The 26,814-nt window shown below is 63.7% G+C and carries 19 protein-coding genes and 1 pseudogene; 7 read left to right on the forward strand and 13 right to left on the reverse strand.

Annotated features, from left to right (window positions below; translation table 11 throughout):
• Positions 1–93 precede the first annotated feature (93 nt).
• The 3 genes from guaB to DFP86_RS12255 all read left to right on the forward strand — a co-directional run bounded on the left by guaB (position 94) and on the right by DFP86_RS12255 (position 2,719).
• Entirely contained in the window at positions 94–1,557 is a 1,464-nt protein-coding gene (gene guaB / locus DFP86_RS12245; protein WP_133681603.1) for an IMP dehydrogenase, read from the forward strand.
• 173 nt (positions 1,558–1,730) lie between these two features.
• Positions 1,731–2,318 (forward strand): phage tail protein, encoded by a 588-nt coding sequence (locus DFP86_RS12250; RefSeq protein WP_133681605.1) that lies wholly within the window; start codon positions 1,731–1,733, stop codon positions 2,316–2,318.
• Positions 2,319–2,386: 68 nt separating this feature from the next.
• Entirely contained in the window at positions 2,387–2,719 is a 333-nt protein-coding gene (locus tag DFP86_RS12255) for a hypothetical protein (RefSeq protein WP_133681608.1), read from the forward strand.
• A 48-nt stretch (positions 2,720–2,767) separates the two neighbouring features.
• Here the strand turns inward: DFP86_RS12255 and DFP86_RS12260 are convergent, their stop codons facing one another.
• From DFP86_RS12260 to DFP86_RS12285, 6 genes are read right to left on the reverse strand one after another with little or no spacing between them, the layout of a single operon-like run.
• Positions 2,768–3,286: a GNAT family N-acetyltransferase gene (locus tag DFP86_RS12260; RefSeq protein WP_133681610.1), complete on the reverse strand. Its 519-nt coding sequence runs from the start codon at positions 3,284–3,286 to the stop codon at positions 2,768–2,770.
• A gap of 27 nt (positions 3,287–3,313) precedes the next feature.
• Complete coding sequence (locus DFP86_RS12265; RefSeq protein WP_243729384.1) at positions 3,314–5,422, reverse strand: site-2 protease family protein; 2,109 nt, start codon at positions 5,420–5,422, stop codon at positions 3,314–3,316.
• A 2-nt stretch (positions 5,423–5,424) separates the two neighbouring features.
• Positions 5,425–6,744 (reverse strand): efflux RND transporter periplasmic adaptor subunit, encoded by a 1,320-nt coding sequence (locus tag DFP86_RS12270; RefSeq protein WP_133681612.1) that lies wholly within the window; start codon positions 6,742–6,744, stop codon positions 5,425–5,427.
• 7 nt (positions 6,745–6,751) lie between these two features.
• Positions 6,752–7,495 (reverse strand): efflux RND transporter periplasmic adaptor subunit, encoded by a 744-nt coding sequence (locus tag DFP86_RS12275; RefSeq protein ID WP_133681614.1) that lies wholly within the window; start codon positions 7,493–7,495, stop codon positions 6,752–6,754.
• Entirely contained in the window at positions 7,492–8,931 is a 1,440-nt protein-coding gene (locus tag DFP86_RS12280) for a TolC family protein (protein ID WP_133681616.1), read from the reverse strand. The genes DFP86_RS12275 and DFP86_RS12280 overlap by 4 nt, the downstream gene beginning before the upstream one ends.
• 42 nt (positions 8,932–8,973) lie before the next feature.
• A complete protein-coding gene (locus tag DFP86_RS12285) occupies positions 8,974–14,916 on the reverse strand; it encodes a DUF4347 domain-containing protein (RefSeq protein ID WP_243729385.1) in 5,943 nt (1,980 codons plus the stop codon).
• Positions 14,917–15,169: 253 nt separating this feature from the next.
• On the opposite strand from DFP86_RS12285, the gene DFP86_RS12290 reads away from it, so the two are divergent.
• Positions 15,170–16,045, forward strand: coding sequence for an alpha/beta fold hydrolase (locus DFP86_RS12290; protein WP_133681618.1), 876 nt, complete (start codon positions 15,170–15,172; stop codon positions 16,043–16,045).
• 97 nt (positions 16,046–16,142) lie between these two features.
• Here the strand turns inward: DFP86_RS12290 and DFP86_RS12295 are convergent, their stop codons facing one another.
• The 6 genes and pseudogenes from DFP86_RS12295 to DFP86_RS12320 all read right to left on the reverse strand — a co-directional run bounded on the left by DFP86_RS12295 (position 16,143) and on the right by DFP86_RS12320 (position 21,731).
• Positions 16,143–16,997: an AraC family transcriptional regulator gene (locus DFP86_RS12295; protein WP_133681619.1), complete on the reverse strand. Its 855-nt coding sequence runs from the start codon at positions 16,995–16,997 to the stop codon at positions 16,143–16,145.
• A 27-nt stretch (positions 16,998–17,024) separates the two neighbouring features.
• Complete coding sequence (gene ribD / locus DFP86_RS12300) at positions 17,025–18,125, reverse strand: bifunctional diaminohydroxyphosphoribosylaminopyrimidine deaminase/5-amino-6-(5-phosphoribosylamino)uracil reductase RibD (RefSeq protein WP_133681621.1); 1,101 nt, start codon at positions 18,123–18,125, stop codon at positions 17,025–17,027.
• Positions 18,126–18,319: 194 nt separating this feature from the next.
• Positions 18,320–18,706, reverse strand: a pseudogene (locus DFP86_RS12305) (GNAT family N-acetyltransferase); the annotation flags it as partial.
• Positions 18,703–19,167 (reverse strand): transcriptional regulator NrdR, encoded by a 465-nt coding sequence (gene nrdR / locus DFP86_RS12310; RefSeq protein ID WP_133681624.1) that lies wholly within the window; start codon positions 19,165–19,167, stop codon positions 18,703–18,705. The gene nrdR and the pseudogene DFP86_RS12305, both read right to left, overlap by 4 nt.
• Positions 19,168–19,347: 180 nt before the next feature.
• On the reverse strand, positions 19,348–20,598 hold the full coding sequence (gene glyA, locus DFP86_RS12315) for a serine hydroxymethyltransferase (RefSeq protein WP_133681626.1): 1,251 nt from the start codon (positions 20,596–20,598) through the stop codon (positions 19,348–19,350).
• Between the two features lie 98 nt (positions 20,599–20,696).
• Positions 20,697–21,731 carry a hypothetical protein gene (locus DFP86_RS12320; protein WP_133681628.1) on the reverse strand — a complete coding sequence of 345 codons (1,035 nt, stop codon included), beginning with the start codon at positions 21,729–21,731 and terminating at the stop codon, positions 20,697–20,699.
• 361 nt (positions 21,732–22,092) lie between these two features.
• On the opposite strand from DFP86_RS12320, the gene DFP86_RS12325 reads away from it, so the two are divergent.
• Genes DFP86_RS12325 through DFP86_RS12335 form a run of 3 tightly spaced genes read left to right on the forward strand, consistent with a single transcriptional unit; the run spans position 22,093 to position 25,562 of the window.
• The gene (locus DFP86_RS12325; RefSeq protein ID WP_133681630.1) at positions 22,093–23,037 is read left to right on the forward strand and encodes an ABC transporter substrate-binding protein; all 945 of its coding nucleotides are present in this window, start codon (positions 22,093–22,095) and stop codon (positions 23,035–23,037) included.
• Between the two features lie 9 nt (positions 23,038–23,046).
• Positions 23,047–24,534 carry a sugar ABC transporter ATP-binding protein gene (locus DFP86_RS12330; RefSeq protein ID WP_133681632.1) on the forward strand — a complete coding sequence of 496 codons (1,488 nt, stop codon included), beginning with the start codon at positions 23,047–23,049 and terminating at the stop codon, positions 24,532–24,534.
• A gap of 14 nt (positions 24,535–24,548) precedes the next feature.
• Entirely contained in the window at positions 24,549–25,562 is a 1,014-nt protein-coding gene (locus DFP86_RS12335; protein ID WP_133681635.1) for an ABC transporter permease subunit, read from the forward strand.
• 478 nt (positions 25,563–26,040) lie between these two features.
• On the opposite strand, the gene DFP86_RS12340 is transcribed toward DFP86_RS12335, so the two are convergent.
• Positions 26,041–26,763 (reverse strand): ABC transporter substrate-binding protein, encoded by a 723-nt coding sequence (locus DFP86_RS12340; RefSeq protein ID WP_166642254.1) that lies wholly within the window; start codon positions 26,761–26,763, stop codon positions 26,041–26,043.
• Positions 26,764–26,814 lie beyond the last annotated feature (51 nt).

Raw genomic sequence — 26,814 nt, forward strand, 5'->3', positions numbered from 1 at the left:
TACAGAAATTCACCGACGACTTGCCAACAGAGGGTTTTGCATCCATAACCCTTGTACCGGTATAATGTTCATTTGCCGCAAAGGAAACGCCAGATGCGTATCATCGAGAAAGCCTATACTTTCGACGACGTTCTCCTCGTCCCCGCGCACTCCGCAGTACTGCCTCGCGACGTACAACTGTCCACCGCCCTGACCCGCAATATTCGCCTGAATCTGCCGCTGCTGTCCGCCGCGATGGATACGGTTACCGAGTCCCGTCTGGCCATCGCCATGGCCCAGGAAGGCGGCATCGGTATCCTGCACAAGAATATGACCGCCGAGAAGCAGGCGTTGGAAGTCTCCAAGGTTAAACGCCACGAAAGCGGCGTGGTCAAAGATCCGATCACCATCGGCCCGCATATGCTGGTTCGCGATCTGGTTCTCCTGACCCGTCAGCACAAGATCTCCGGCTTGCCGGTCGTGGAAAACGGCAAGGTCGTCGGGATCATCACCAACCGCGACCTGCGCTTCGAAACCCGACTGGATCAGACCGTCGGTTCGATCATGACCCCGCGCGAACGCCTGGTCACCGTCAAGGAAGGCGCCAGCATCGACGAGGCGCGCGAATTGATGCACCACCACCGCCTGGAGCGCGTGCTGGTCGTCAACGACGACTTCGAGCTCAAGGGCCTGATCACCGTCAAGGACATCATCAAGACCAGCGAGCACCCGTTCGCCTGCAAGGATAGCCAGGGCAGCCTGCGCGTCGGCGCGGCGGTCGGCGTCGGAGCCGGCACCGACGAACGCGTCGAGTTGCTGGTTGCAGCCGGCGTCGACGTCATCGTGGTCGACACCGCCCACGGCCACAGCCAAGGCGTGCTCGAACGCGTCGAGTGGGTCAAGAAACGCTTCCCGCAGGTAGACGTCATCGGCGGCAACATCGCCACCGCCGACGCGGCGCGCGCGCTGGCCGATCTGGGTGCGGACGCGGTCAAGGTCGGCATCGGCCCGGGTTCGATCTGCACCACGCGTATCGTGGCCGGGGTCGGCGTACCGCAACTCACCGCGATCCATAACGTATCCGAAACGCTCAGGGGCACCGGCGTACCGATGATCGCCGACGGCGGCATCCGCTTCTCCGGCGACATCGCCAAGGCACTGGCTGCCGGCGCCGACTGCGTGATGCTGGGCGGCATGTTCGCCGGCACCGAGGAAGCCCCGGGCGAAGTCGAGCTCTACCAAGGCCGTTCGTACAAGTCCTACCGCGGCATGGGCTCGCTCGGCGCCATGACCCAAGGGTCCGCCGACCGTTACTTCCAGGATAACGAAGCCAACACCGACAAGTTCGTGCCGGAAGGCATCGAAGGCCGCGTACCCTACAAGGGGCCGATCGCCCAGGTGATTCACCAGCTGATGGGCGGCCTGCGCTCCTCGATGGGCTACCTCGGTTGCAACAGCATCGCCGAAATGCACCAAAAGGCCGGCTTCGTCGAGATCACCTCGGCCGGCATGCGCGAATCCCACGTGCACGACGTGCAAATCACCAAGGAAGCACCGAACTACCACGTCGAACGGTAATTCCACTCACGTTGCTTCACCCCACGGCCTCGCGGCAATCCGCGAGGCCGTTCTTTTTGGTAACCATCCTATAAAGTTATGTTATTACCATCTATATTAAATCGTCATAGTGTTATTTGTTGTTATACCGTTGACGGCATCCGCCGCCAAGGCAACGAAGGGAGAAGAAGACGATGGACATGTACATGGGCACCGTGACGATTTTCGCCTTTAACTACGCACCGCAGGATTGGGCATTGTGTCAGGGGCAGACCTACCAGGTATCGCAGTACCAGGCTTTGTATTCGCTGCTGGGCAACCTTTACGGCGGCACGGCGCCGCAAAATTTCCAGTTGCCCAACCTGGTCGGCCGCATGCCGATCGGCACCGGGCCGGCGCAACCGGCATACAACCTGCCGGCTTACAGTCCCGGCCAGTTCGGCGGCCAGCAAAGCACCACGCTGACTATCGCCGATTTACCGCCGCATACCCACGGCACTTCGACCATGAAAGTGTCTCTCCAAGCAGCCGGCACACCGTCGCCGACCACGCCGGCCAGCGCACCGAGCGCCAGCAACCCCTACTTGGGCGCATCGGGCGGCGGGACAGGGCTCGCCACCATCTGGTCCAATGCCTTGAATAACCCGGTCAGCGTGCAAGGCGGCGGATTCAGCGGCGGTACCGACCCCACCGGTCAGGGCGTGCCGGTGTCGGTGCTCAACCCGTTCCTGGCGCTCAATTTCTGCATCGCCATTCAAGGCCTCTATCCGCCGCATCCATAACGAGAACCCGCAGGTCATGGCGCCCATGGCCTGCTTTAGGGTCCGATGACTATTAGGAGAACAACACTATGCTGGCTAACATTCGCGCCGAAGACTTCGTGCCACTCATCGGCAGCACCTGCCACTTCAAGCGCCAAGAGCTGGGCGACATCCAACTACGCATCCTCGCTGTCCGGCCCAGACCGCTGGCGCAAATGACCGACGGCAAGGCCCGGCGCACACCGTTCGTGGTGGAACTGGCCTGCGAACCGGCCCCCGGGCTGACCGATTCGCTGGGCGATCTGCGCTTGCCCGAGGCGCCAGACACGCCGGCGCGGCAGCTACCGCAAGTGTGGATCGGCCGCGTCATCCCCGCCGGACGCGATCCGGCATTGGCCTATTTCCAACTGCCCTTCAACTAACTGAAGACCATCGATCCGCCGTAGGAGCGGCCGTGTAGGAGCGGCCGCTCACCCAATAGCCGGGTCGCGCTCGGGCAGCCACTGCAGCTTGTCCGCCATCGCCCCCTGCTCCACCGGCTGGAAGCCCATGCGCAGGTAGAGCCGGCGCGCACCGGGGTTGCTGTGCCACACCACGGTCGTCAGTGGTGCGCGCACTTGCCAGGCGGCTCGCTGCAAGCCTTTGATCACTTCCGCGCCAAGCCCGCGTCCTCGCGTCTCGGGCAACAGCGCGAAATAGATCAGCCGCACCTCGCTGTGGCCGAAGTCGACCATCGCCGCGCCAATGGCGCCGCCGGCCCGCTCGACGACGAAATGCATCGCATTGTCGTAGCCATTGCCCGCGCCCTGTAACAACACCTGGTACTGCTGCGCCTGCACGGTGCGGATCAACTCGTCCTCGCCGTCGATCAGCAACAAATCGGGACGCGCCAGCCGATAGAGCCGGGCAAGGAAAGGCTCATCGCTGGCCCGGGCTGGCCGCAACGTCAGATGGTTCAGCAGTGCGGCGGTATTCAGCATGGTGGTCATGGTTTGTCTCTCATCGTCGTTGCCGGCTCAAAGCCCAGCCTCGCGTTCCAATTCGGTCAGCAGTTGCCGTAGCGCGCCGGCAAGCAAACTACGGTGCCCGCCTTCCAGGCGCGCCACGCCGGTCATTTCCCGTAGCGGCGCCTCACGGCTGTCGCATTGATCCAGGTGCACGCGGAACACGGCATTGACCGGCACCAGCTCCTGATCGTGCAACTCCGTGGCGATCGGTCCGCCATAAGTGGAGGCCAACAACGGTTGATCGAGGGTCGGCAGGTTCAAGCGATCGATCTGCGAAAGCCGGCAGGTCACCCCCCAATGCTCGCCGCCGTTGGCCACGAAGCGGGCCGAACCACCCGGCGCAAGCCCGGACAGCGCGGTTTCGTCGACATACGCTTCGCCCTTGACGCCTTGCGGACCAACCACATCCAGCAGGTGCTCGCCTTCGGCAATGGCGATGCCCGGCCGCAAGGCATCGGAGAGATCCGTCACGCGGCCGGCGAACGGGGCGATCAACTGCAGACGCGCGCTTTGCTGCGTCAGCCCCGCCACATCCGACTGCGCCGCCTGCCACTCTTTGAACAGCGCCGAGCCTTGCTGCTGCAATTCGGCCGCCATCGGTTGCTGCGCCACCTGCCAAGCCAGACCGCGCTCGCGCGCTTGCGCCAGCGCCAAGCGCGCCTCCAGCGCCGTGGAGCGCAAGCGAGCCAACGGCTGCCCCGCCCTTACGCGCTGCCCCTCCGCCACCAGAACCTGCGTCACTTCACCCGCCAGCGGCGCGTACAAGCCCTGGGACTCCGCAGCCCCCAGCACGGCCGGGCTCGACGTATCCGACTGCCACGGCAACACGAACCACAGCGCCAACAGACTCAAAAGCACGGCACTGCGCCGGGTTTCGCGCCGCCACACCAGTTCGCCGCGCCGCGACCAGATCACCCGCAACTCCATCACAATCGGCCGCGCGATGAACCACCCCAGCTCGACGAACAGCAGCACAATGCCCAGGGCCTTGAAAAACAAGTTGTAGACCAGGAAAGCGATCGACAGGAACAACACCAGTCGGTAAAGCCAGGTGCCCCAGGCGAACAGGATCAGACCGAGCCGGCGCCGTTCGGGGAAAAACTCAGGCGCCGGATCGTCCAAGCCCAACGCGAGCTGTCGCAAACGCCAGCGCGCCAGCGCGAAGGCACGCGCATGCAGATTGGGCATGCCCAGCCAATCGGAGAGCAGGAAATAGCCGTCGAAGCGCATGAATGGACTGGCATTGAGCGCCAAGGTGGCAAGCCAAGTGGTGGTCGCCAACAGAAACACCCCGGCACGCAATGGCCCGTCGGGCAGGAAACACCACGCCAGCGTCGCCCAGACCGCCAACAGCAGCTCGGCCAGCATACCGGCGCCGCCGATCAGCAGCCGCTGACGGCGCGACGACAGTTTCCAGGCATCGTTGGTATCGGTGTAGAGCACCGGCACCATCACCAGAAAGGCCACTCCCATCGCCGGTACGCGGCAACCGAAATGGCGCGCGGTCAGCGCATGGCCCATTTCATGCACCAGTTTGGCCAGGCCCAGCGATAGGCCGATCCCCAGCGCCGCGCCAAATCCGCCATAAGCGGCAAAGGTATGGGTGAACGCATCCCAGCGCTGCGAAACCAGCCAGAGCGCCACGAGCAGCACGCCGGCCATCGCCCGCCAGAATGCCGGGCGGAACAATCCATGGCACCAAGGCAGCAGCGCGTTGAGCAGCCGCTGCGGCCGTAGCAGCGGCACGCGGAAAAACAGGTAGTTTTTCAACAGCCACATGGCGCGGCCGGGTCGATTGGCCTCGCGCACCCGCCACAACCATTGGCTGTCATCATGGCTCGTCGCGACCAGTAGCTGATGTTGCGCCAGAAACTGGCGCACTGCATCGATATCGTCCAGCGTCAACTGCAAGGTGGTTTGCGCATTGACCTCGGCCAGCACGGCCTGCGCCGTACCGAGCGGCCAACGCGAGAGGATCTCGAAACTGGCCCAACTCAACTGGTAGAAGCGATTGACGCACGGATCGTGCAGCACCCAACTGGGCGCGCCATCGGCCTGCGGTTCGCCGGTATGCAGGGTCAACTCCTGGCGCAACGGCGGCAACGGACGATCGACCATGCCTACCACCCTAGCCATTGCCGCGCGGCGGTCGCCGGCCGGCGCAAGGCGTAGTAGATCAACGGCACCCAATGCCCATACACCCGGGCGGTACCCATCTGGCCAAGCCTGGGCGGCGTGTCGTCGGTGAAACGCGCTTGCACCCGGTACGCCAGCAAGCCGCCCTCCACCGGTTCGGCCTTGTAAGCCACGCGCAGGATCTCGGCCGAGTAGGATTCGGTCGGCGAGGCATTGGGGTACAAGGTCACCTTGCCGCCGGGCACCAAGTCGATGGCCTCGGCCGCCGGTAGCCAGGCGGCCAACTCGACATGGGAGGGATCGGCCAGCGTCATCACCTTTTCGCCCTGCGCCACCGCGCGCCCCTGCCAATCGCTGCGGTCGGAAAACACCACCACGCCGGCCGCAGGCGCCGTGACGTGCAGGCGCTGCAGCTCGCGGTCAGAGTATTCGGCCGCGATGGTCTTCTCTTCCAGCTTGGCGCGATCCTGCGCCATCGCCAGTTTGCCCTTGTCGTCGGTCAGCGCCAGTTGCGAGCTGACACGGAAGCTCTCCTCGGCGGCGTCGCGCTCGCTGGCCGCCAAGGCGGATTGTCCGGACAGCGCGGTGGCATCCAAATCGAACAAGGGCGTTCCCCGCGCCACACGCTGATTGGGCTCGACCGCGATGCGGTCGATCACCCCGGCCAATGGCGCGCGCATCAGCAGAGGATCGCGCGGCACCACCTCGGCGCGGGTCAGCACACTCAATCGGATCGGCATCAAGGCCAGCAGCAGGACCGCCAACAGGATACGGCGCTGGCGCGGTTTGGGCCGCAGCCACTGTCGCGCCGTTTCACGCCAGTCGCGCCGTGGCGCGAACTGCCGCAGCGCGTGGGCATAACCATGCGCCAGCTCTTCCGCCAAGCGCAGCTCGATCTCGCTCCAAGGCGTGTCGCGCGCCAACAGCAAGGCGCCCTGTCCGCCCAGACGCAACCACAACGCGTGGGCAGGCAGCCAATCGCTCCATTCGGTAGACAGCCGCGCCGGCAGGTGTTCGGCGCTCAGCATGCGGCTCGCGCCGGCGGACGAATCCGCCGCGAGCCAGCGGAACACCGCATTCAGCCACTGCATATAAGGGGCGGTCGGTTCCAGCTCGGCCAGGCCGGACAAGGCCGACACATGGCGGTGCAGGCCCTCGCGCCACAAGGCGGCCTGCCGGTAGGGCAACAGTTGCTGGCTTTCATTGACCACGATAAAGCCCAGCTGCGCCGCGTTGTCCGCCTCGCGCGCGCGGTGAAGCAGCTGCAGCAGGCAGGCCAGCGTCAGACTCTTATCCGCTTCCATGACGCCTCTACTTGAAACTGGCCCAGCCGCTCATGCCCGGCAACAGACTCTTGCCCGCCCCGTTATCGATCACCCCGACCGCCACAATCGACTGACTGACCGGATCGATCTGCGCCCCCAGGCGCACGATCTTGGCCTGAAAACTGGCCCCCAGCTCGTCGACCGCCACCGTGAAGCTGCTGCCCGGCTTTAACTTGCTCAACCATTTCGACGGCACCAGCATGCGCAATTCCAACGGCCCGGCATCGACCACGTCCAACACCGGATTGCCCGGGTTGACGAACTGGTGCACGGCGGCAATGCGCCGCGCCACGCGTCCGTCGAACGGCGCGCTGATCACGCATTTGCCGACCACCGTCTGCATATAGCTGGCATCGGCCGCCGCCTCCTTGGCCTTGCCTTGCGCCTGAACCACTTCCAATTCGCCCACCGAATTGAGTTTGGCCAGTTGCGTGTTCACTTGCACCAAGCGGCTGGCGGCTTCCAACGACGCCTGCGCCTTGCGCAGCTGCGCGCGGTAGCTATTGCAATCGAAGGTCACCAGCGCCTGCCCGCGCTTGAAGCTGCCGCCTTCCTGTACCGGGATGGCGGAAATCTTGGCGGCGATCTCGCCCGACAACGTCACGGCATTTTGCGCCATCAACTGCACGCGAATCCGGCCATCGCTCGCCATGCCGGGCGTTTGCGCCGCGGCGGCCAGCGCCAGGCCGGCACAGGCCAGACCCAGGCCATAACCTCTCCATGCGCTCATGGCCGCTCCCCGCTTTGGGGCACGGTCAGCGTGCCGTCCGGGCCGGGATCGAGCCCCAGGCTTGCGCCCATTTGGCCGTAGGCGTTCTGCAAACCGCCATAGCTCTGGTACAGCCGCAGCGACGAAAAGACCGCGTTGGCATCGGCCAGGATGGCGGGCAAGCGGCCCTGGGCGCCGCTGGCGAAGGCATTGCGGTTTTGTTCGTAAATACGCTGATCGACGTCGTTCAGATCTTTTTCCAGCGAGAATTCATTGGCGCGGCCCTGCCAGTCGAGATAGGCCACCTGCACCTGGGTCAGCACCGCCATGTTCAACGCCATGCGTTGCGCGCGGGCGACTTCCAACTGCGCATCGGCCGCGCGGGTAATCGGCCCGGCGCTAAATAGGTTCAACAGGTTCCAGCTGACGCGTAGCCCCGCATCGCTCCACGAATTGTTGACCAGGAATCGATTGCTGTCGTAATGCTGGCCGATGCTGAATTCGATACCGGGCAACAAGCGGGCGATCGCCTTGCGCGTTTCCAACACGCCGATGCGTTCGTTGTAGCGCGCTTCGTTCAGCTCCGGCCGATTCAACAGCGCCATTTCTTCCATCTTGTCGAGCGGCACGTTCAACACCGGCATCGGCATGCTGGCCGGCACCGCCACTTGGAAATTCTGTCCCGGCGGCACGTTCATCAAGGCGGCCAAGCGCGGCTTGGCCTGCGCCAAGGCACTACGCACCAAGGTCATTTGCCGCACCACGTCCAGTAATTGCCGACGGTAGTTCAACGCTTCCAGCGGCGAGCGCAATTTCAGCTTCTCCACTTGGCGCGCATCCTCAAGCGCCAGGTTGGCTTGTTGCAGCAACTGATCGATACGGCCTTCGAGCTGCTGCGCGCCGACCGCCTCCCACCAGGCTTCGCGCACCTGCTGTACCAGCTGTTGCGCCACCTTGCGCTGACGCTGCTGCAGAATCAGCAAGCGGTCGGACTGCTGCTTGGCGCTGTAGTAGCTGACACCGAAATCCAGCACGTTCCAGCTCAGCGTCAAATCCGCGGTACGGTCGTGCTTCTCGGTAGAAATCGAAGGCACCAACGACTGCGTGCCGGTGGCGACGTTCTGCGACGAGGAGGCGTTGTCGTTGTTGCGCTGGGTGTAGCCGGCCGCCAGCGCCAACTTCGGCAGCATATCCAGGCTGGACAGATCCAACTGTCGCTGCGCCATGGCCTCTTCCATCAACTTGACGCGGTAATCCAGGTTGTACTTCAAGGCGCGCGCCATCGCTTCTTGCAAAGTCACCGGCCCGGACAACGCCTCTTGCTGGCCGAACATCATCTGGCGATCCGTCGCCAGCGTCGCCTGGCGCTCGTCCATGCCCATCGGCGACGGGCCGACGGCACACCCCGCCAAGAGCAAAGCCGACAAGACGGCGACCCCTTGATAACGCCTATCCATATTTCCCCCCTGTGTCTACGTTATATGGCTACGGCACTTTTGTTAGCTCAGCCATTGCGCCAGTCTGCCCTGGCCATGCTGTTTGAATTGTTCGTTCAAGGCTTGCTTGCCCGGGTGGCCGGCATCTGCGGCCGGCTCTCCCGTCTTGAGTTGCAAATGCGCCACCCCGCGATGACCGTTGCGATCTTGCACCGTCACATCCAACGACAACGGTTTGTTCCAACCCGTCGGCGGCGTGCCGCTGAAGCGACCGGTCTGCGGGTCGAAACGCAGCCAGCCCGGCAAGGGCTGACCATTGCTTTGCCTTACCTGGATGCTCAGCACGGAACTCGCCTCGCGCGTCACCACCGTGCCGGGCGGTAGGTTGAAACTGAATGACTGCCCCGCCACCAGCGGCCTCACCCCCAGATCCGGCAACACCTGCAGCGCAGGCCCCTGTGTGGCGAGCTGGACGCTGATGAAGGTTTGCGGGCTCGGACCGTTGTCCGCGCCATGTAGCGACGGCGTCGGCGCAGGGGGGCTAATGAAATGATCCTGACCGAAGGCCGGCGTACTCGATAGCGGTCCAGAGCCGCCACCCGTGCCGGTCGTCACGGCGACGAGTGGCGCCGGCGCGTTCGCTGCGGCTCTGACCGCTGCCAACACGATATTGGGCGTGATCGGCGCAATCGCGATCGGTGCCGTGGTCGTGCCGGCCACGGGCGGCGGTGCTGGCGGCACCGGGGCCGGCGGGGGCGGCGGCGTCACCGGCGTGGTGATCTGATACGCAGTCGCAACCGTTTGCAGCGCATTGCTGTTGCCCGCCGCATCGGACACCGCGCCGACCGGCACGGCCAGCGCCAGCGAGCCATCGCCGCCAACACCGGACAAATGCACCACGTAATGACCGGGGCTGACCTCCACCACCGAGGAGACCGTGCCTTGCGCACTGCCGGTGGCCACGGTGTTGAACGCGCCGGCGCTCAGACCGCTGACCGGTTTGGAAAACACGACGTCGTAGCTCAGGCTGTTCGCGCTGGTGGAAAGCGTATCGAGCGGCGTGATCGATTGCACTTGCGGCGCGACGGTGTCCACCGTCACGGTATAAGCCGTCGACTGCGCGCTGTTATTGCTGCCCAGCGTCGCCATGGCGCGGATGCTGTGGTTGCCGTCGCTCAGCGGACTGGTCAAGGTGTAATGCCAGGCGCCGCTGCCGTCGGCGGTAGTGGTGCCCACGCTGCTACCGTCCACATAGACCGTCACCGTGGCGCCGGCCTGCGCCGTACCGGTGACATCGGGCGTGGTGTCGTTGGTCACGCCATCGCTATGACTGCTGCCGGTGTCGGTGGCCGTGGAGAGCGCGAGCGAGCCCGGTGCCGGTAACTGTAGGGCAACCGAGCGCGTGACCGTACTACTGGTCTTCGTGCCGTCGCTGACCTGGAAGCTGACCGTACGCGTCGCGGTGTTCGGTGTCACTGCGCTGTCGCTGTAGGTCACCGACCGCAAGGCTGCCTGCCATTGCGCCAAGCTGGCGGTGGCGCCGCTGGAGGTCAGCGTCAGCACGCCGGTGCCGCTGTTGTAGCTGGCGGCGATATTGCCCATGGTGCTGCCGTTGTTGGTAAACGCCAACACGTCTTCACTGCTGTGGAAGTTACCGCTGATCGACACCGTGGCACTGGCCAGCGTGGTGTTGTCCAGGTCGGTGACCGTGATGCCACCATCCACCGCCACCGGGTCTGCGCCAAGCACGAAGCTGCCGCTGCCGCCCGAGGCGCTGGCAACCGGCGTCTGGTCGGTGTCGGCCACCGTCACGCTCTTGCTGACTGCACTGCTGGCCTTGCTGCCGTCGCTGACCTGGAAGCTGATGGTGCGCGTGGCGCTGTTCGGCGTCACCGCGCTATCGCTGTAGGTCACCGCGCGCAAGGCCGCCTGCCATTGCGCCAGCGTCGCCGTGGCGCCGCTCGAAGTCAGCGTCAGTACCCCGGTACCGCTGTTGTAGCTGGCGGCGATGTTGCCCATGGTGCTGCCGTTGTTGGTAAACGCCAGCACGTCCTCGCCGCTGTGGAAGTTACCGGTGATCGACACCGTGGCGCTCGCTAGCGTCGTATTGTCCAGGTCCGACAGCGTGAGGCCGCTGTCGACCGCCACCGGGGTGGAGGCGGTATTGTCGCCGGCGGTAAAGGCCGTGCTGCCGCCCGAGGCAGTGGCGATCGGCGTCTGGTCGGTATCGGCCACCGTCACGCTCTTGCTGACCGCGCTGCTGGTTTTGCTGCCGTCGCTGACCTGGAAGCTGATGGTGCGCGTGGCGCTGTTCGGCGTCACCGCGCTGTCGGTGTAGGTCACCGCGCGCAAGGCTGCCTGCCATTGCGCCAGCGTCGCCGTGGCCCCGCTGGAGGTCAACGTCAGTACCCCGGTGCCGCTGTTGTAGCTGGCGCTGATATTGCCAAAGGTGATCGCACTGGTGTTACTGAAGGCCAGCACGTCCTCGCCACTATGGAAGTTGCCGGTGATCGACACCGTGGCGCTCGCCAAGGTTGTATTGTCCAGATCCGATATCGTGATGCCGCTGTCCACCACCACCGGGGTGGAAGCGGTGTTGTCGCCGGCGGTAAACGCCGTACTGCCGCCCGAGGCGGTGGCAATCGGCGTCTGGTCGGTATCGGCCACCGTCACGCTCTTGGTGACTGCACTGCTGGCCTTGGTACCGTCGCTGACCTGGAAGCTAATGGTGCGCGTGGCGCTGTTCGGCGTCACCGCGCTATCGGTGTAGGTCACCGCGCGTAACGCCGCCTGCCATTGCGCCAGCGTCGCGGTAGCGCCGCTGGAGGTCAACGTCAGCACCCCGGTGCCGCTGTTGTAACTGGCGGTGATGTTGCCCATGGTGCTGCCGTTGTTGGTAAACGCCAGCACGTCCTCGCCGCTGTGGAAGTTACCGGTGATCGACACCGTGGCGCTCGCCAGCGTCGAATTGTCCAGGTCCGACAGCGTGATGCCGTTATCCACCGCCACCGGGGTGGAGGCGGTGTTGTCGCCGGCGGTAAACGCCGTACTGCCGCCCGAGGTGGTGGCGATCGGCGTTTGATCGGTGTCGGCCACCGTCACGCTCTTGGTCACCGCGCTGCTGGTTTTGCTGCCGTCGTTGACGCTGAAGCTGACCGTGCGTGTCGCGCTGTTCGGCGTCACTGCGCTGTCGCTGTAGGTCACCGCGCGCAAGGCCGCCTGCCATTGCGCCAGCGTCGCCGTGGCGCCGCTCGAAGTCAGCGTCAGCACCCCAGTACCGCTGTTGTAGCTGGCGGTGATGTTGCCCATGGTGCTGCCGTTGTTGGTAAACGCCAGCACGTCCTCGCCACTATGGAAGTTGCCGGTAATCGACACCGTGGCGCTGGCCAAGGTCGTGTTGTCCAGGTCCGATACCGTGATGCCGCTGTCCACCGCCACCGGGGTGGAGGCGGTGTTGTCGCCGGCGGTAAAGGCCGTACTGCCGCCCGAGGTGGTGGCAATCGGCGTCTGGTCGGTGTCGGCCACGGTGACGGTACGCGTGACCGTACTGCCGGCGTTGCTGTTGCCGTCGGTGGCTACGAAACTGACGGTGCGTGTCGCGCTGTTCGGTGTCACTGCGCTGTCGGTGTAGGTCACCGCGCGCAAGGCTGCCTGCCATTGCGCCAAAGTGGCGGTGGCACCGCTGGAGGTCAGCGTCAGCACCCCGGTGCCGCTGTTGTAACTGGCGGTGATATTGCCCATGGTGCTGCCGTTGTTGGTAAAGGCCAGCACGTCTTCGCCGCTGTGGAAGTTACCGCTGATGGACACCGTGGCGCTGGCCAAGGTACTGCAGCCCTGGTCGACCAGGGTCAGGCCGCTGTCGACCGCCACCGGGGTGGAAGCGGTGTTGTCGCCGGCGACGAAGGCCGCACTGCCGCCGCTCAGGGTCAGAATCGGCGCGGAGATGACGGAGAGTGTCACGCTGGCGGCGGAACTGGTCTGGCCATGGCCGTCGTTGACGGCGACTTGCACTGTACGCGTAGCGGTATTGGGCGAGCCGGCGCTGTTGCTGTAGGTGAAGGCACCCACCAACGTGGTGACGCGGCTGGCGGTGGCATTGCCGTTGAGCGTGACGATCAGGTCGTGCCCGCTCACACCGTCGCCGTTGCTGGCAATGGTGCCGACCGCGACCCCTCCCACCGACACCGTGCTGCCGACGCTGGTGCCGCTACTGAGCGACACGGTGCCGCTGGTATCGACCCCCAGCACGTCTTCGCTGCTGTGACCGTTGGCCGAAATATGCACGGTGACGTTGCCGCTATTGAAATTGGGCGAATCGCTGTCGGTCACCGTGGCTGCGGTGCCGGTATCCAGGTGCACAGCGCCACCGCCGATCAGATAGGCCGGGCTGTCGCCGTTGAGGTTGCCGATCGCCGGCGCGACGTCGGCGGCCACCGTCACGCTCTTGGTGACCGTGCCGCTGGTATTGCTTCCGGGATCGGTAATGACAAAGCTGATGGTGCGCGTGCTGGTGTTGGGCGTCAGCAAGGTGTCTTGGTAGGTCACCGCGCGTAGCGCCGCCTGCCACTGCGCGGTGGTGGCGAGGGAACCGCTGGAAGTCAGCGTCAGCACCCCGCCGCTATTGCTCTGGACGGCGATATTGCCCATGGTGCTACCGTCGTTGGTGAACGCCAGCACATCCTCGCCGCTATGGAAGTTGCCGGTGATCGACACCGTGGCCGTCGTCTCGGTCGTGGTGGCGGTGTCTCGCAGCGTCAGGCCACTATCCACCGCCACCGCGTTGCCGTTGCCGGCGCTATAGGCGCTGCTGCCGCCGCTGGTGGTGATGGTCGGCCCCGGCATATGGAAGTTGACGGCGTTGATGTTGCCGATGCCCACCTGGCCGGTAATGTTGTGACCGTTGGCGGCCATCACGCGGAACGAATCGATTTCTTGAAAACCACTGATGCCGGACACGTTGAACAGCACATTCGCGCCGCTAGCGCTGAAGTCGCCGACCGATTGGGTCAGCGTCGCGCCGCTGACCGCCGAACCGTTGAGATAACCGACCAACTGCACGTTACCGCTCGTGAAGGCCTGGTCGTAACCGCTCAGCACCACGTAAATCGAATTGAGCGTGAACAGACTGCTGTCGTTGGGCTTAACGGAAAAATAGGTGATGTGCTTGGCGCCGTCGCTGATGGCATCGACCGTCTCCACCGTGCTAGTCCCATCCACCCCGACTGCGATCAGCTCGTTCAGGCCATCGCCGTTGGTATTCATCTGCATGGTGAAGTCCCAGCCGAGCTGATTCGACAAGGTCACGAACGAAGAGCCTAAGGCCACTGTCGTCGAATGGCCATCAACCGTCGTAAAGTCGGTGGTACCGGTACTCGGCCGCGTCAGCAGGCCGTCGTAGCTCAAATCCAGGCTGGCCACGTCGATGTGGCCTGTGCTGCGCTCCAGCGTCCAATTACCGCCGAGGCTGGCGGCGCCGGTGGCATCGGTCGAAGCGGCCACCACCGCGTGGGTATCCTGCGCCAGGCTTTGGATAAATGCCGCACCATCCTGGCCGGCGGCGATATCGCAACCGTAGAGCAGGATATCGCCGCCCGGCTGCAAGGCCTGGCCGATGGTGGTCAGATCCGCTTGGCGGCTGGCGAGGTTGGCTTGGCTGAGCGATAACGTACCGAGCATCAGATCGTTGGCTTCGCCGTGCGAAATGATATGCATGGCGGCGAAGCCCTGATGCGCGCGCGCCCACTGCGCGATCTGCGCCAGGCCGTCGCTATGGCTATCGAGCACCACCACCAAGTCGCCGACTGGCAGTTGGGCGATCAAGCTCTGATAATTTGCGACATCGTTCTCGACGAACACCACCTGACGGGCCGGCGGCGGTGCGGCGGGCGGGGAGACCGCGGCAGGCGCCGGCGCATCCGTCGTATGCTCGGCCACAGTAGGATGCGGCACATCGTGCGCGGCATCGGCGATGGCGCCGGTCGCCGCCACCGCGCCGTCGAACATCATTCTCGGTTCCAGCGCTTGCAACAACTGCCGCGCATGCCTTTTTGTAGGTATTCCGCCTGCCATATTGCTCTCCCCGACCCGCTTGTCCGACAACCACCAGCATGCATTAATCATAATACAATTACAACCAATAACTCATTCATGTTTATACCCATATACGATTACCGTTCGCCATCCAAATCGCGAATAAACGCAGGCGTGCTGGTTTTTGCTAACATCATGGCCATCATCATCAAATACCCCCGCCACTTGCATGCTACCAACATACCAAACCGCGTTTTTGCCGTTGCGGCAACATCGACACCACCTGCGCCAGTGGGGCAACGAACAAGCGCCCTTGCTGGTGCTGCTGCACGGCTGGATGGATAGTTCGGCCACCTTTCAATTCCTGGTCGAGGCCTTGCGGCAAGAGTGGCATGTCGTGGCGCCGGACTGGCGCGGTTTCGGCGACAGCGACTGGAACCGCGACAGTTACTATCCGGCCGACTATCTGGCCGATCTGGATGCGTTACTGGAGCACCTCAGCCCGCATAGGCCGGTCTTTGTGGTGGGGCACAGCATGGGCGCCATGGTGGCCGGTCTGTACGCGGGCATTCGCCCCGAACGGGTACGGGCTTTGGCATTGGTAGAGGGATTCGGCTTGCCGGACAGCAAGCCGGACGAGGCACCGGGGCGCTATGCGCGCTGGCTGAAGGAAAACCGCCAACCGCCGGCCTTCCTGCCGTTGCCGTCGCTGGAGGCGGTCGCGGCCAAGCTGCTGGAACGCAACCCGCGACTCAGACCGGATCGCGCGCTCTGGCTCGCAGAGCAATTGACGCGCTTCGACGCGGCCAGCGGCCAATGGGTCTATCGGGCGGACCCGTGCCATAAGATGGTCAACCCGATCCTGTACCGGCTACGCGAAGCCCAGGCCTGCTGGCGTCGCATCGCCTGTCCGGTGCAATGGGTGATGGGCGGCGATATGTGGGATCACCCCATGGCCCGGGGGGTGTTCGACACCTTGGACAGCCGGCGCGCCTGCTTCGCCAAACTCAGCGAAGTCACGGTGGCGGACGCCGGCCACATGATTCAGTGGGAGCAGCCAGAGGCGCTGGCCCAGGCACTCGAGACGTTCTTTACCGCCAACTGATCCAATTCACCGACGGGTGGGTTCGCCGAAGGCAACCCGCCAACGCTCCCCCAAACAGGGTTGGTGCGTTGCTTCGCGAACGCACCCTACCCCCCCCCTATTTCAGGGCTACCCACAAATCGGTTTCGAGCGCCATGGGCGGTGTCGTGCGCGGGTCGTTCAGATACTCCTCGACGCAAGGCAGATCCGCCGGCTCCTCGCCGCTGTGCGGCAGCCATTCGCAGTAGAGCTGGCGCCAGGAGTGGGATAGTTCGCTATAAGGGCCGGTGTGCCGCAGTACGCCATAGCGGCCGGCAGGCAATTCAAGCACCGCCAGCCCCTCCGGCACCGGCCAGTCCGGCGACCAGGCGATGGCCGCCGCCGAGCGTAGCCGATCGACCGGCACGCTGTCCGGGTCGTCGTAATAGAGGCCGAACACGCGAGCCGGCGTCTCGCTTCGATAATGCGGCATCGCCCGCAGCATCAGATCCTCGAAGGCGATGCCGATATTCATGTAATCGCCTTGGTGGCGCCGCAACAAAAGAGTCATGGGTTCGGCGTGCGGCTGAATCTGTACGGTTTGCATGAAGCTCTCCTGAACAATGGATTGACGAAGCGCCGCCCCGGCCCGGAAACGTCCCGGCGTCATGCCGTAATGGCGGCCAAAGCCGCGCACGAAAGCTGCCAGGCTACCGTAGCCTGCGCCTCTGGCGATCTGTTCCAGCGGTTTGTCGCTGGCGGACAGGCGCCGGGCGGCCTGGTGCAGCCGCCCACGTTGCACGGTTTCGAACACCGTCTCGCCCATCACGCCGCGATAGATGCGGTGAAAATGATAGGGCGAGAAACAGGCGACCTCGGCCAAGCGCTCCAGCGGCAAATCCCGATCCAGGTTGCTCCATAAATAGAGTACGGCCTGGCGGATCCGCTCGACGTAGCGCATATCGGTTTCGGTTCGTCGATAAGGTGTTCTCATGGCGAGAGATTAGCCATCTTCCATTGATCATTGTTGCGAATCGGCGATGACCGGTCGCAAGCAAAAACGCACATCCCGGCCGACCATGCGCACGTCGTCGACCGTCAAACGCCGCTTGTCGGCCAAATCCTGCAACGGCGGCCAGGCGAACAGGCCGCGCGCGGCATCGCCGGCGAGCGCCGGCGCCAGGTACAGCACGATCTCGTCCACCAGCCCGGCCTGCATCAACGCGCCGTTGAGCCCGGCGCCGGCCTCGACCATCAGATGGTTGACGCCGCGCTTGGCCAGTTCGCCCAATAGCGCGGTCAAATCGCGACCGGGAAGCGGTAAAGCCTGCGCACCGTCCGCCAGATAGGGGGCAAGGCGTCCGTCGTCGTCGACGCAGGTGGCCAACAAGGTATTGCCGCCCTGATAGATCCGACTCGCCGGATCGGTCTCGAGCCGGCTGTCGAGCACCACCCGCAACGGTTGCGGCGCATCGGGAATCTCGCGCACGGTCAGTTGCGGGTTATCGGCGCGCACCGTACCGCTGCCGGTCAGGATGGCATCGTGGAAAGCCCGCAGACGCTGTACGTCGCTACGCGCCGCCGGCCCGGTAATCCATTGACTCTTGCCGTTTTGCAGAGCGGTCTTGCCGTCCAACGTCGCCGCCGCCTTGAGCGTGACCCACGGGCGCGCGCGCTCGACGCGCGACAGAAAACCTCGGTGCACCCGGCGCGCCTCGGCCTCCAGCAAGCCGCACTCGGTGCGGATGCCCGCCGCCCGCAACATCGCCAGGCCACGGCCGGCGACTTCATGATAGGGGTCGGACATCGCCGCCACCACACGCGTCAGGCCGTGACGAATCAGCGCCTCGGCGCACGGCGGCGTGCGGCCGTGATGGCTGCAGGGTTCCAGCGTGACATAGGCGGTCGCGCCGGCCGGCGACTCGCCGCGCGCGGCGCAATCCTTCAGCGCCTGGATTTCGGCGTGATCGCCGCCGGTGCGCACGGTGGCACCGGCGCCGATCAGCCGCCCGTCGCGTACCAGCACGCAGCCAACGCCGGGGTTGGGCGCGGCGCGGCGCGTGGCGGCCTCGGCCAGGCGCAACGCTTGTTGCATATATTGGTGGTCTTCGGAACTGAACATCGCGGGCCCTTGAACAAAAATCAATCGGGTTGGCGTGCCTGTGCCCGCCATGTCGGCAACAACAGGCCATAGATCGCATGATCCAGCACCCGCGCGCCGATCCACTCGCGCCCCTGCAGCACGCCCTCGAAAGAGAAACCGAGGCGTTCGGCCAGCGCCCGGCTGGGCAGATTGTCGACCGCGCAGGCGATCTGGATACGGTATAGGTTGAGCGCATTGAAGCCGAAGGCGATCAGCGCCTGGCAAGCGCGGCGCATAATGCCCCGACCTTGCCAGCGAGTGCCGAGCCAATAGCCGATTTCGCTACGGCGTTGTGTCGGCTCCAAGGCAAAGAAACACAAGACGCCGGCCGGTTCGTCATCGACCCAGACCAGCAAATTGAGAAACCGCCCCTCGCGATTGCCTTCTTGCGAGAAGCGGATATAGGTCAGGCTGTCGGCACTGTCGCGCATCTGGTCGAGCCAGGGCATCCACTGCCCGAGCAATGCACGATTGTCGTCGATCAGGGCAAACAGGCGCTCGGCATCGTCCTCGCACGGTTCGCGCAGCACGATGCCCTCGCCGACTTCGATCTGCATCATCCCGGGCGACTGGACTTCTGGACTTCCTGGATGGCTTCGCTGAATTCGGCCACATCCTCGAAACTGCGATAAACCGAGGCAAAGCGCACGTAAGCCACTTTGTCCATGCGCGCCAGTTCGTTCATGACCATCTCGCCGATCTGGCGCGAACTAACCTCGCGTTCGCCCAACTGCAGCAGGCGGTGGCTGATGCGGTCGATGGCCTCATCCACCAGCGTGGTCGACACCGGACGCTTGTGTAGCGCCCGCATGAAGCTGACGCGAACCTTCTCGGGGTCGAACTCCGCCCGATGCCCGCCGGTTTTCACCACTTGCGGCATGCGCACATCGGCGTTCTCGAACGTGGTGAACCGCTTTTCGCATTTCAGACATCGACGCCGGCGACGGATGCTGGAGCCGTCTTCGTTGACGCGAGAATCGATCACCTGGGTGTCGGCGTGACCGCAGAACGGACATTTCATGGCTTTAAACCCCTGGCTACAGTTCGGAAAACTCGATCTTAACAGCAATGATATGCCAAGTTAATGAGATCGCCATAAAGTGCGCAAATTATGTCTCAATTAGGATGTACAGTAGCAAAAACGGGGTGTTGGCGCTAAGAACGCGCAACACCCCGTTCGTTCAGACTCGGGCAGAGAAACTTACTTCTGGCCGTATACCGGGAAACGCTTACACATTCCCTTGACCGACTCGGCCACACGGGCGAGCACCGCATCGTCTTGCGGCGCTTCCAACACGTCGGCGATCAGGTTGGCCAGTTCGCGTGCCTCGTTGTCGCCAAAACCGCGCGTGGTCATGGCCGGGGTGCCGATGCGGATGCCGGAGGTCACGAACGGCTTTTCCGGGTCGTTCGGAATGGCGTTCTTATTGACGGTGATGTGGGCGCGGCCGAGTGCGGCCTCCGCGTCCTTGCCGGTGATCTGCTTGGCGCGCAAGTCGAGCAGGAATACGTGGCTCTCGGTCTTGCCCGACACGATGCGCAGGCCGCGCTCGATCAGGGTCTCGGCCATGATTTGCGCATTCTTCTTAACCTGCTGCTGGTAGGTCTTGAATTCCGGGCTCGCGGCTTCCTTGAACGCCACGGCCTTGGCGGCGATGACATGCATCAGCGGGCCGCCCTGCAGGCAGGGGAAAATGGCCGAGTTCAGGATCTTTTCGTGTTCGGCGCGCGACAGAATCACGCCGCCGCGCGGACCGCGCAAGGTCTTGTGCGTGGTGGTGGTCACGAAGTCGGCGAACGGCACCGGGTTCGGGTATTCGCCCGCGGCGACCAGGCCGGCATAGTGGGCCATGTCGACGAACAGGTAGGCGCCGACCGCATCGGCGATCTGGCGCATGCGCGCCCAATCGATCTTCAGCGCATAGGCCGAAGCGCCGGCGACGATCATCTTCGGCTGGTGCTCGCGTGCCAACTGTTCGACTTCGGCGTAGTTGAGCACTTCGTTTTCGTCGAGGCCGTAGGTCACGGCGTTGTACAGCTTGCCCGAGATGTTGACCGAAGCGCCGTGGGTCAGGTGACCGCCATGCGCCAGGCTCATGCCGAGAATCGTGTCGCCCGGCTTGAGCACCGAGACGTAGACCGCCTGGTTGGCTTGCGAGCCGGAATGCGGCTGCACGTTGGCGTATTCGGCGCCGAACAGCGCCTTCAGGCGTTCGATCGCCAACGCCTCCACCTTATCGACATGCTCGCAGCCGCCGTAGTAACGCTTGCCGGGGTAACCCTCGGCGTACTTGTTGGTCAGAACCGAACCTTGAGCTTCCATAACGGCCGGGCTCACATAGTTCTCGGAAGCGATCAGCTCCACATGGTCTTCTTGACGGCGGTATTCGTCCTCCATGGCGGCGGACAATTCCGGGTCATACTTGGCAATCGTCATATCGGCTGCAAACATCTTGGGCACATCCCATTGGTGGGTTAACGATAGCGGCGATTTTACATGATTTGCCTAATGCCGCGCGAGACAAGCAAGGTAAAAAAAAGCATTAAGAATCAAGACTGCGCCGGCTGAACAGTCTCTTCAATTCGAACCATTTCCACCTGGCAGTCGCGCATCAACTGCAAGAAGTCTTCCTCGATGCGTTCCACGCGGTCGAGCGGCGCGAGCGGCCAGACGAAACGCTCGTCCCGATCGGGGGCGTCGGCGCTGCTCACCGCGACATGGATCTCGCCGCCGTGGTGGGCCGACAACGCGACCACCGGCTCCTTGCCCTCGCTACGCAGCTTGCGCAGCAGCGAACTGACGAACACTTGCTGAGCCACCTCCAGCCGTGCCTGATTGCCGGCCACCAGCGCCTGCATCAGCGGCGCGGGAGCGCGGAAGATCGGGAACAGCGTCACGCCTTCGGTCTGCAGCGCCTCGCCCAGGAACTTCATCAACACCGTGCCCCAGGCGCCGATGCGCGGCGAGTAGTCCACCGGCGGCGTCGTTTCGCGGATCGCCACCCCAACCAGATAGCGCAGGAATACGCCCTCCTCCTGCACAGTCACGGCGCTCCCTTCCAGATCCAGCGGCAAACCGCGCGCGGCATCGGCCAATTGGCGCGTATAGCGGTACAGTTGCCCCGGGGAAATACCGACCACGGCGTCCGGGTGCAGTAATCGGCCGGACAGGAAAACCTCGGCGCCGGCGGCGAACACGCCATGCTGGCGCAAAATCGCATTGAGCCCGTCGACGTCGGCGATCCGATCCGGCAAAGTCGCGCGGCTCTTCGAGCCCGCCACCAACACCAGCGGTAGCGCGAAGATTTCCGCATGGCGCCCCGGGGCGGCCTCCACCGCCTGGCGCAGCGCCTGCCACAACACCTGATAGGCCGCCCTGGACGGGGCCATATTGAGCGCCACCGAGATCAGTAGCACCTCGTCGCGCGCCAAGAGATCGTCCATGGCATCGCCGAGCGCCACCCGCTCCAGTTCGCGCACATCGTCGTCGACCGCGCCGAGCACGGACTGCGCTTGGTGGATCAGGCGGTTGCTGACGCTGGCATTGGGATAGAGGCGTGGATCGGGCAAATGCTTGGTGGTCATCGTGTCATCCTGGGTCATGCAAAAACGATATTGTCGCACACAAGCATGATCGCTAATACCACCAGCATCTTCGCGACCGAGCTCCCCATTGCGCCTTGGCAAACGCCGGTAACCGCAATCCCTCAGACTCCGCCGCAAAAAGCGGTATTCGTTTTCTTACCTCTGCCAGAAAAACCGCGGAACGCCACCATGACCGCATGCACAAAACAAATAATTTATCCAATAATTTCAATAAATTACACAAAAAATCTCAGCATACCTCCATGCTTCCCCCTCAAAACCGAGCGATTTTGACATCACCGCGACAACCGCTATGTAATCGTTTCCACGCTATCCGCCACTCGACTCGATTGGAACCCGCATGAAGATGTACCACTCACTCCTCGCCACCGCCTTGTCCACCGCCCTGGCCCTCCCCGCGTTGGCCGCCCCGCACCCGCTGAAATCCGTCGGCGTTGCCGTCAACGATTTGACCAACCCCTTCTTTGTCGCCATGGGCAAAGGCGCGGCACAGGCGGCCCGACAACTGGGCGGCCCGGGCGTCAAGGTCACCACCGTGTCGAGCAATTACGATCTGCTCACCCAGGTCGGCCAGATCGAAAACCTGATTGCCAACAAGACCGACCTCATCCTGATCAACGCGGCAGACCCGACAGGCATTGCGCCGGTACTGAAAAAAGCGCGCGCGGCAGGCATTGCGGTGGTCGCGGTCGACGTGGGCGCGGAGGGCGCGGACGCCACGGTGATGTCGGATAACAGCATGGCCGGCAAGGAGGCATGCCGGTACATCGTGAAGAAGCTAGGCGGCAAGGGTAATGTGGTCATCGTCAACGGTCCGCCGGTCACCGCCACTTTTGCCCGCGTGGCCGGTTGCAAGGCGGAGCTGGGCTTAGCGCCGGGCATCCGCGTGCTATCCGAAAACCAGAACGGTCGCGGCAACCGCGACGGCGGGATGGCCGTCATGGCCAACCTGCTGACCGCGCATCGCAAGATCGACGCGGTATTCGCCATCAACGACCCGACCGCCATCGGTGCCGAGCTAGCGATCCGCCAGGCCCATCGCCGCGACATCAAGATGATCGTTTCGGTGGATGGCGCACCGGACGGCGAGGCCGCGCTCAAGCGCAAAAACGGGCTATTTGCCGCAACCGCCGCGCAAGACCCCTACCTGATCGCCCAGAAGGCGGTGCAACTCGGTTACGACATCCTCAACGGCAAACGTCCGGCACAGCCGGTGGTCCTGATCCCGACGCCCCTCGTCACCGCCGACAACGTCGAACGCCACACCGGCTGGGCCAAGCGCTAGGGAGCAAGCATGAGCGACGTCATTTTGGAAATGTCCGGTATCTGCAAGCGCTTCGGCACGACTCGCGCGCTTGACCAGGTTCATCTGACCGCGCACAGCCACGAAGTGCATGCACTGATGGGCGAAAACGGCGCCGGCAAAAGCACGCTGATGAAAATCCTCTCCGGTATTTATCAGCCTGATGCGGGCGAAATACGCTTGGCCGGACGGCCGATACGCATTGCCAAGCCCGCCGACGCCCGCCAGGCGGGCATCAACTTGATTTACCAAGAGCTGGCGATCTGCGCCAATCTGAGCGTGGCGGAAAACATCTTCATGGGGACGGCGCCGCGCGGCCGGTTCGGCGGCATCGACCGCCCACGCATGCGACGCGACGCGCAACGCCTGCTCGACCGGCTGGGGACGCGTTTCGGCCCGAACACTCCCGCCAGCCGGTTGAGCATCGCCGACTGGCAGCAAGTCGAGATTGCGCGCGCACTGGCTCACCAAAGCCGAATACTGGTCATGGACGAGCCCACAGCGGCCTTGTCCGACCGCGAAAGCGGGCGCTTGTTCGAGGTGATCGACACGTTGCGCGATCAAGGCATCGCCATCATTTACATCAGCCATCGCATGGAGGAAGTGAGCCGGCTCGCCGACCGCATCACCGTGCTACGCGATGGCTGTTTGGCCGGCAACCTCACGCGCGCGAAAAATTCGCCGCAACTGCTGATCGGCATGATGGTCGGCCGCGCGCTGAACCATTTCTACCCGCCCAAGCGTCAAGACGGTTTCGGCCAGGTCATGCTCGACGTCCAGGGTTTCTGCAGCGACAAAATCGAATCGGCATCGTTGCGGGTGCGCGCGGGAGAAATTCTCGGGCTCGCCGGTCTGGTGGGCGCCGGCCGCACCGAGCTTGCGCGCCTGATCTTCGGCGCCGACAACCGGCTGCGGGGCCGATTGCGCATCGATGGCACAGACGTCGACATCCGCTCCCCGCGCGATGCCATCCGGCACGGCATCGGCTATCTGCCGGAGGATCGCAAGCGCCAGGGCCTGTTCCTACACTTGTCCGCCACCGCCAACATCGCCATGAACGTACTGCATGAGCACGCGCGCGCCGGCATGCTCGATCGCGCCGCACTCCGCACGCTAACGCGCCAGGCAGTCACGCGACTGGCCATCAAGGCCCGGAGCGGCGAAAGCCTGGTCGGCGGGCTGTCGGGCGGCAATCAACAGAAAGTGCTGCTGGCGCGCTGGCTTGCCATACGCCCGCGCGTACTGATCCTGGACGAACCGACGCGCGGCGTCGACATCGGCGCCAAGGTCGAGATCTACCGCATCATGCACGAACTGGCGGCGCAAGGCGTGGCCATCGTCTGCATTTCGAGCGAACTGCCGGAAATCGTCGGCGTCTGCCACCGCGTGGTCGTGCTGCGGGATGGCCGCGTCGCAGGCGAGCTCAGCGGTAAAGAGGTCGGCCAAGAGGCCATCATGAACCTGGCCACTCGCCACTAAACCAAGGAGCCGACATGCCCTCGCTCGCCAACGACTCCCGCGCCGCCGGCGCAGTGCCGTCCCCACGGATGAGCGCGCTCGCCCGCCTTGGCATGCTGCCGATCCTCATCGTGCTGTACCTGGGGTTTTATCTGCTGACGCTCTATTTCAGCGAGGACGGCAACACCCATTTCCTGACGCTGGACAATACGCTCAACATTCTGCGCCAGACGTCGATCAATCTGGTGCTGGCCTCGGGCATGACCTTCGTCATCCTTACCGCCGGCATTGATCTTTCGGTGGGGTCGATACTGGCCGTCTCCGCGGTGCTGGGCATGCTGACCTCGCTCCCCGACCACAACCAGGCGCTGTCGCTGCCGGTCTTCGTGCTATCCGGGCTCGCGATGGGACTGATAAACGGCACCATGGTGGCCTTCCTCGGCATCAATCCCTTCGTCGTTACGCTAGGCACCATGACGGCGCTGCGCGGCGCTGCATACCTGTTGGCCGACGGCAGCGCCATCCTCAACAGCGACATCCCCGCTTTCGAATGGCTCGGCAACGGCAGCCTGCTCGGTGTTCCCTGGCTCGTGTGGATCGCGGCCCTGGTGGTGACCGCGTCGTGGTTCATTTTGAAACGCACCGTGCTCGGCCTGCATATCTATGCGGTGGGCGGCAATCCGCATGCCGCGTACCTCACCGGGATCCGGGTCGGCCTGGTGCTGCTGTTCGTCTACGCGATCAACGGTCTGTTTGCGGGATTGGCCGGCGCCATGTCCGCCAGTCGCCTATACGGCGCCAGCGGCAACTGGGGTACCGGCTACGAGCTCGATGCCATCGCCGCCGTCGTCCTGGGCGGCACCAGCCTATCCGGCGGGATCGGATCGATCTGGGGCACCGCCGTCGGCGCATTGATCATTGGCGTGATGAATAACGGCCTGACCATCCTCGGGGTATCGTCCTTCTGGCAATACGTGGCCATCGGCGTTGTCATCGTGCTGGCCACCATCCTGGACAAGTGGCGCCTAAAGCCGAGCGACGGCCAATGAGCATGCAGGCCGGGCGGTATTTTCGTTTTCAAACATAAGAGTTACATAATAAGCGACAGTTTTTTACATTTTCGAGCGTGCGCGAAGCGTTGCGATTGACACCCCACAGCCCGCTCGCGATAATCCAGCCACGTTGAGATGCAGCAATTGCTTCTTGATAGTTTCTCCTCTATTTCTCCTTTGTAGACTTAGCGCGGACCATTGGCCCGCGCATTTTTTTTGCTTTTTTTCAAAAAGTTACCGCAGAACACCCCGCTATTTTCCACTATCCGGCCAAGGCCCTCGCAGCCACTCGCACAGCCCCTGGCGATGTCGTATGCACCGGCGATCCATTACTCAATAAAGAATATTGTATACAGTTCGTTTGGCGACAAGACAGCAACATAACATGTTCGAAACAATGGAAATCGAACATTTTCAGCCCAAACAGAATGTCATTCAGGTAGCGAAAAAGCAGAAAAATGCCGGGAAGCCGCGATCAGAGACCGGGCCAGGACTGGTGCAAACGCTTCAAGGTGCCATCCGCCGTCATCCGCGCCAGACCCTGATTGGCCTGCGTCAGCAAAGCGCGGTCGCCCTTGCGCACGACAAAGACATAGGCGTCTTGGCCAAAGTCCGGACGCGACACCAGCCGCAGCGACGGGTCGCCGGCACTGGCTCGCCGCAAGACATGCAAGTCGCCGAACGCCCCTTGGAGATCGCCGGCCTTCAAGTCGGCCAACATGGGCGGCAGGCCGTTATAGCGTCGCAGCGCCGCATCGGGAACGCGCAGTCGGCGCAGCCAACCGATCGCGCTGCTGTCGATCAGCACGCCGATGCCGTCGATGGCGCGCACGTCGTCCTTGCCGCCATGCGCCGGCACCAACAGCACCTGGGGCTCATAATGATACGGCTGGGAAAGTTCGAAACGCGCGCGGCGCTCCGGCGTATCGGCCACGGCGGAGACCACCATGTCGACCCGTCCGTCGGACAAGGCGCCGAGTAACTGCGGCCACGGCAGGTTGACCAACTTGACGGTCACGCCTTGGGTCTTGGCCCAAGCGGTCACCACATCGATGTCGAAACCGGACAGGCGGCCATGGTCGTCGACCGACTCGAAAGGTGCATAGCTGGCGTTGATACCCACTCGCACGACCCCGGCTGCCCACACCGGCGACAGACACAGCAACCACCCCAACAACATCAATTTGATCGATTTCATCGCCTCTCCCGACGGCCGGCTCAACAGAAAAAACCGGCCCGGCAAAGCCGG

The sequence above is a fragment of the Paludibacterium purpuratum genome (assembly GCF_004363805.1).
GTDB lineage: Bacteria > Pseudomonadota > Gammaproteobacteria > Burkholderiales > Chromobacteriaceae > Paludibacterium > Paludibacterium purpuratum.

What these genes read in the sequence shown, in the direction of transcription:
- DFP86_RS12265 (WP_243729384.1), bottom strand. Translation starts at nt 5,422, where the DNA reads ATGGTCGATCGTCCGTTGCCGCCGTTGCGCCAGGAGTTGACCCTGCAT.
- DFP86_RS12255 (WP_133681608.1), top strand. Translation starts at nt 2,387, where the DNA reads ATGCTGGCTAACATTCGCGCCGAAGACTTCGTGCCACTCATCGGCAGC.
- DFP86_RS12250 (WP_133681605.1), top strand. Translation starts at nt 1,731, where the DNA reads ATGGACATGTACATGGGCACCGTGACGATTTTCGCCTTTAACTACGCA.
- nrdR (WP_133681624.1), bottom strand. Translation starts at nt 19,167, where the DNA reads ATGAAATGTCCGTTCTGCGGTCACGCCGACACCCAGGTGATCGATTCT.
- DFP86_RS12320 (WP_133681628.1), bottom strand. Translation starts at nt 21,731, where the DNA reads ATGACCACCAAGCATTTGCCCGATCCACGCCTCTATCCCAATGCCAGC.
- DFP86_RS12285 (WP_243729385.1), bottom strand. Translation starts at nt 14,916, where the DNA reads ATGATGTTCGACGGCGCGGTGGCGGCGACCGGCGCCATCGCCGATGCC.
- DFP86_RS12295 (WP_133681619.1), bottom strand. Translation starts at nt 16,997, where the DNA reads ATGAGAACACCTTATCGACGAACCGAAACCGATATGCGCTACGTCGAG.
- glyA (WP_133681626.1), bottom strand. Translation starts at nt 20,598, where the DNA reads ATGTTTGCAGCCGATATGACGATTGCCAAGTATGACCCGGAATTGTCC.
- guaB (WP_133681603.1), top strand. Translation starts at nt 94, where the DNA reads ATGCGTATCATCGAGAAAGCCTATACTTTCGACGACGTTCTCCTCGTC.
- DFP86_RS12330 (WP_133681632.1), top strand. Translation starts at nt 23,047, where the DNA reads ATGAGCGACGTCATTTTGGAAATGTCCGGTATCTGCAAGCGCTTCGGC.
- DFP86_RS12275 (WP_133681614.1), bottom strand. Translation starts at nt 7,495, where the DNA reads ATGAGCGCATGGAGAGGTTATGGCCTGGGTCTGGCCTGTGCCGGCCTG.
- DFP86_RS12270 (WP_133681612.1), bottom strand. Translation starts at nt 6,744, where the DNA reads ATGGAAGCGGATAAGAGTCTGACGCTGGCCTGCCTGCTGCAGCTGCTT.
- DFP86_RS12290 (WP_133681618.1), top strand. Translation starts at nt 15,170, where the DNA reads ATGCTACCAACATACCAAACCGCGTTTTTGCCGTTGCGGCAACATCGA.
- DFP86_RS12325 (WP_133681630.1), top strand. Translation starts at nt 22,093, where the DNA reads ATGAAGATGTACCACTCACTCCTCGCCACCGCCTTGTCCACCGCCCTG.
- DFP86_RS12335 (WP_133681635.1), top strand. Translation starts at nt 24,549, where the DNA reads ATGCCCTCGCTCGCCAACGACTCCCGCGCCGCCGGCGCAGTGCCGTCC.
- DFP86_RS12280 (WP_133681616.1), bottom strand. Translation starts at nt 8,931, where the DNA reads ATGGATAGGCGTTATCAAGGGGTCGCCGTCTTGTCGGCTTTGCTCTTG.
- DFP86_RS12260 (WP_133681610.1), bottom strand. Translation starts at nt 3,286, where the DNA reads ATGACCACCATGCTGAATACCGCCGCACTGCTGAACCATCTGACGTTG.
- DFP86_RS12340 (WP_166642254.1), bottom strand. Translation starts at nt 26,763, where the DNA reads ATGAAATCGATCAAATTGATGTTGTTGGGGTGGTTGCTGTGTCTGTCG.
- ribD (WP_133681621.1), bottom strand. Translation starts at nt 18,125, where the DNA reads ATGTTCAGTTCCGAAGACCACCAATATATGCAACAAGCGTTGCGCCTG.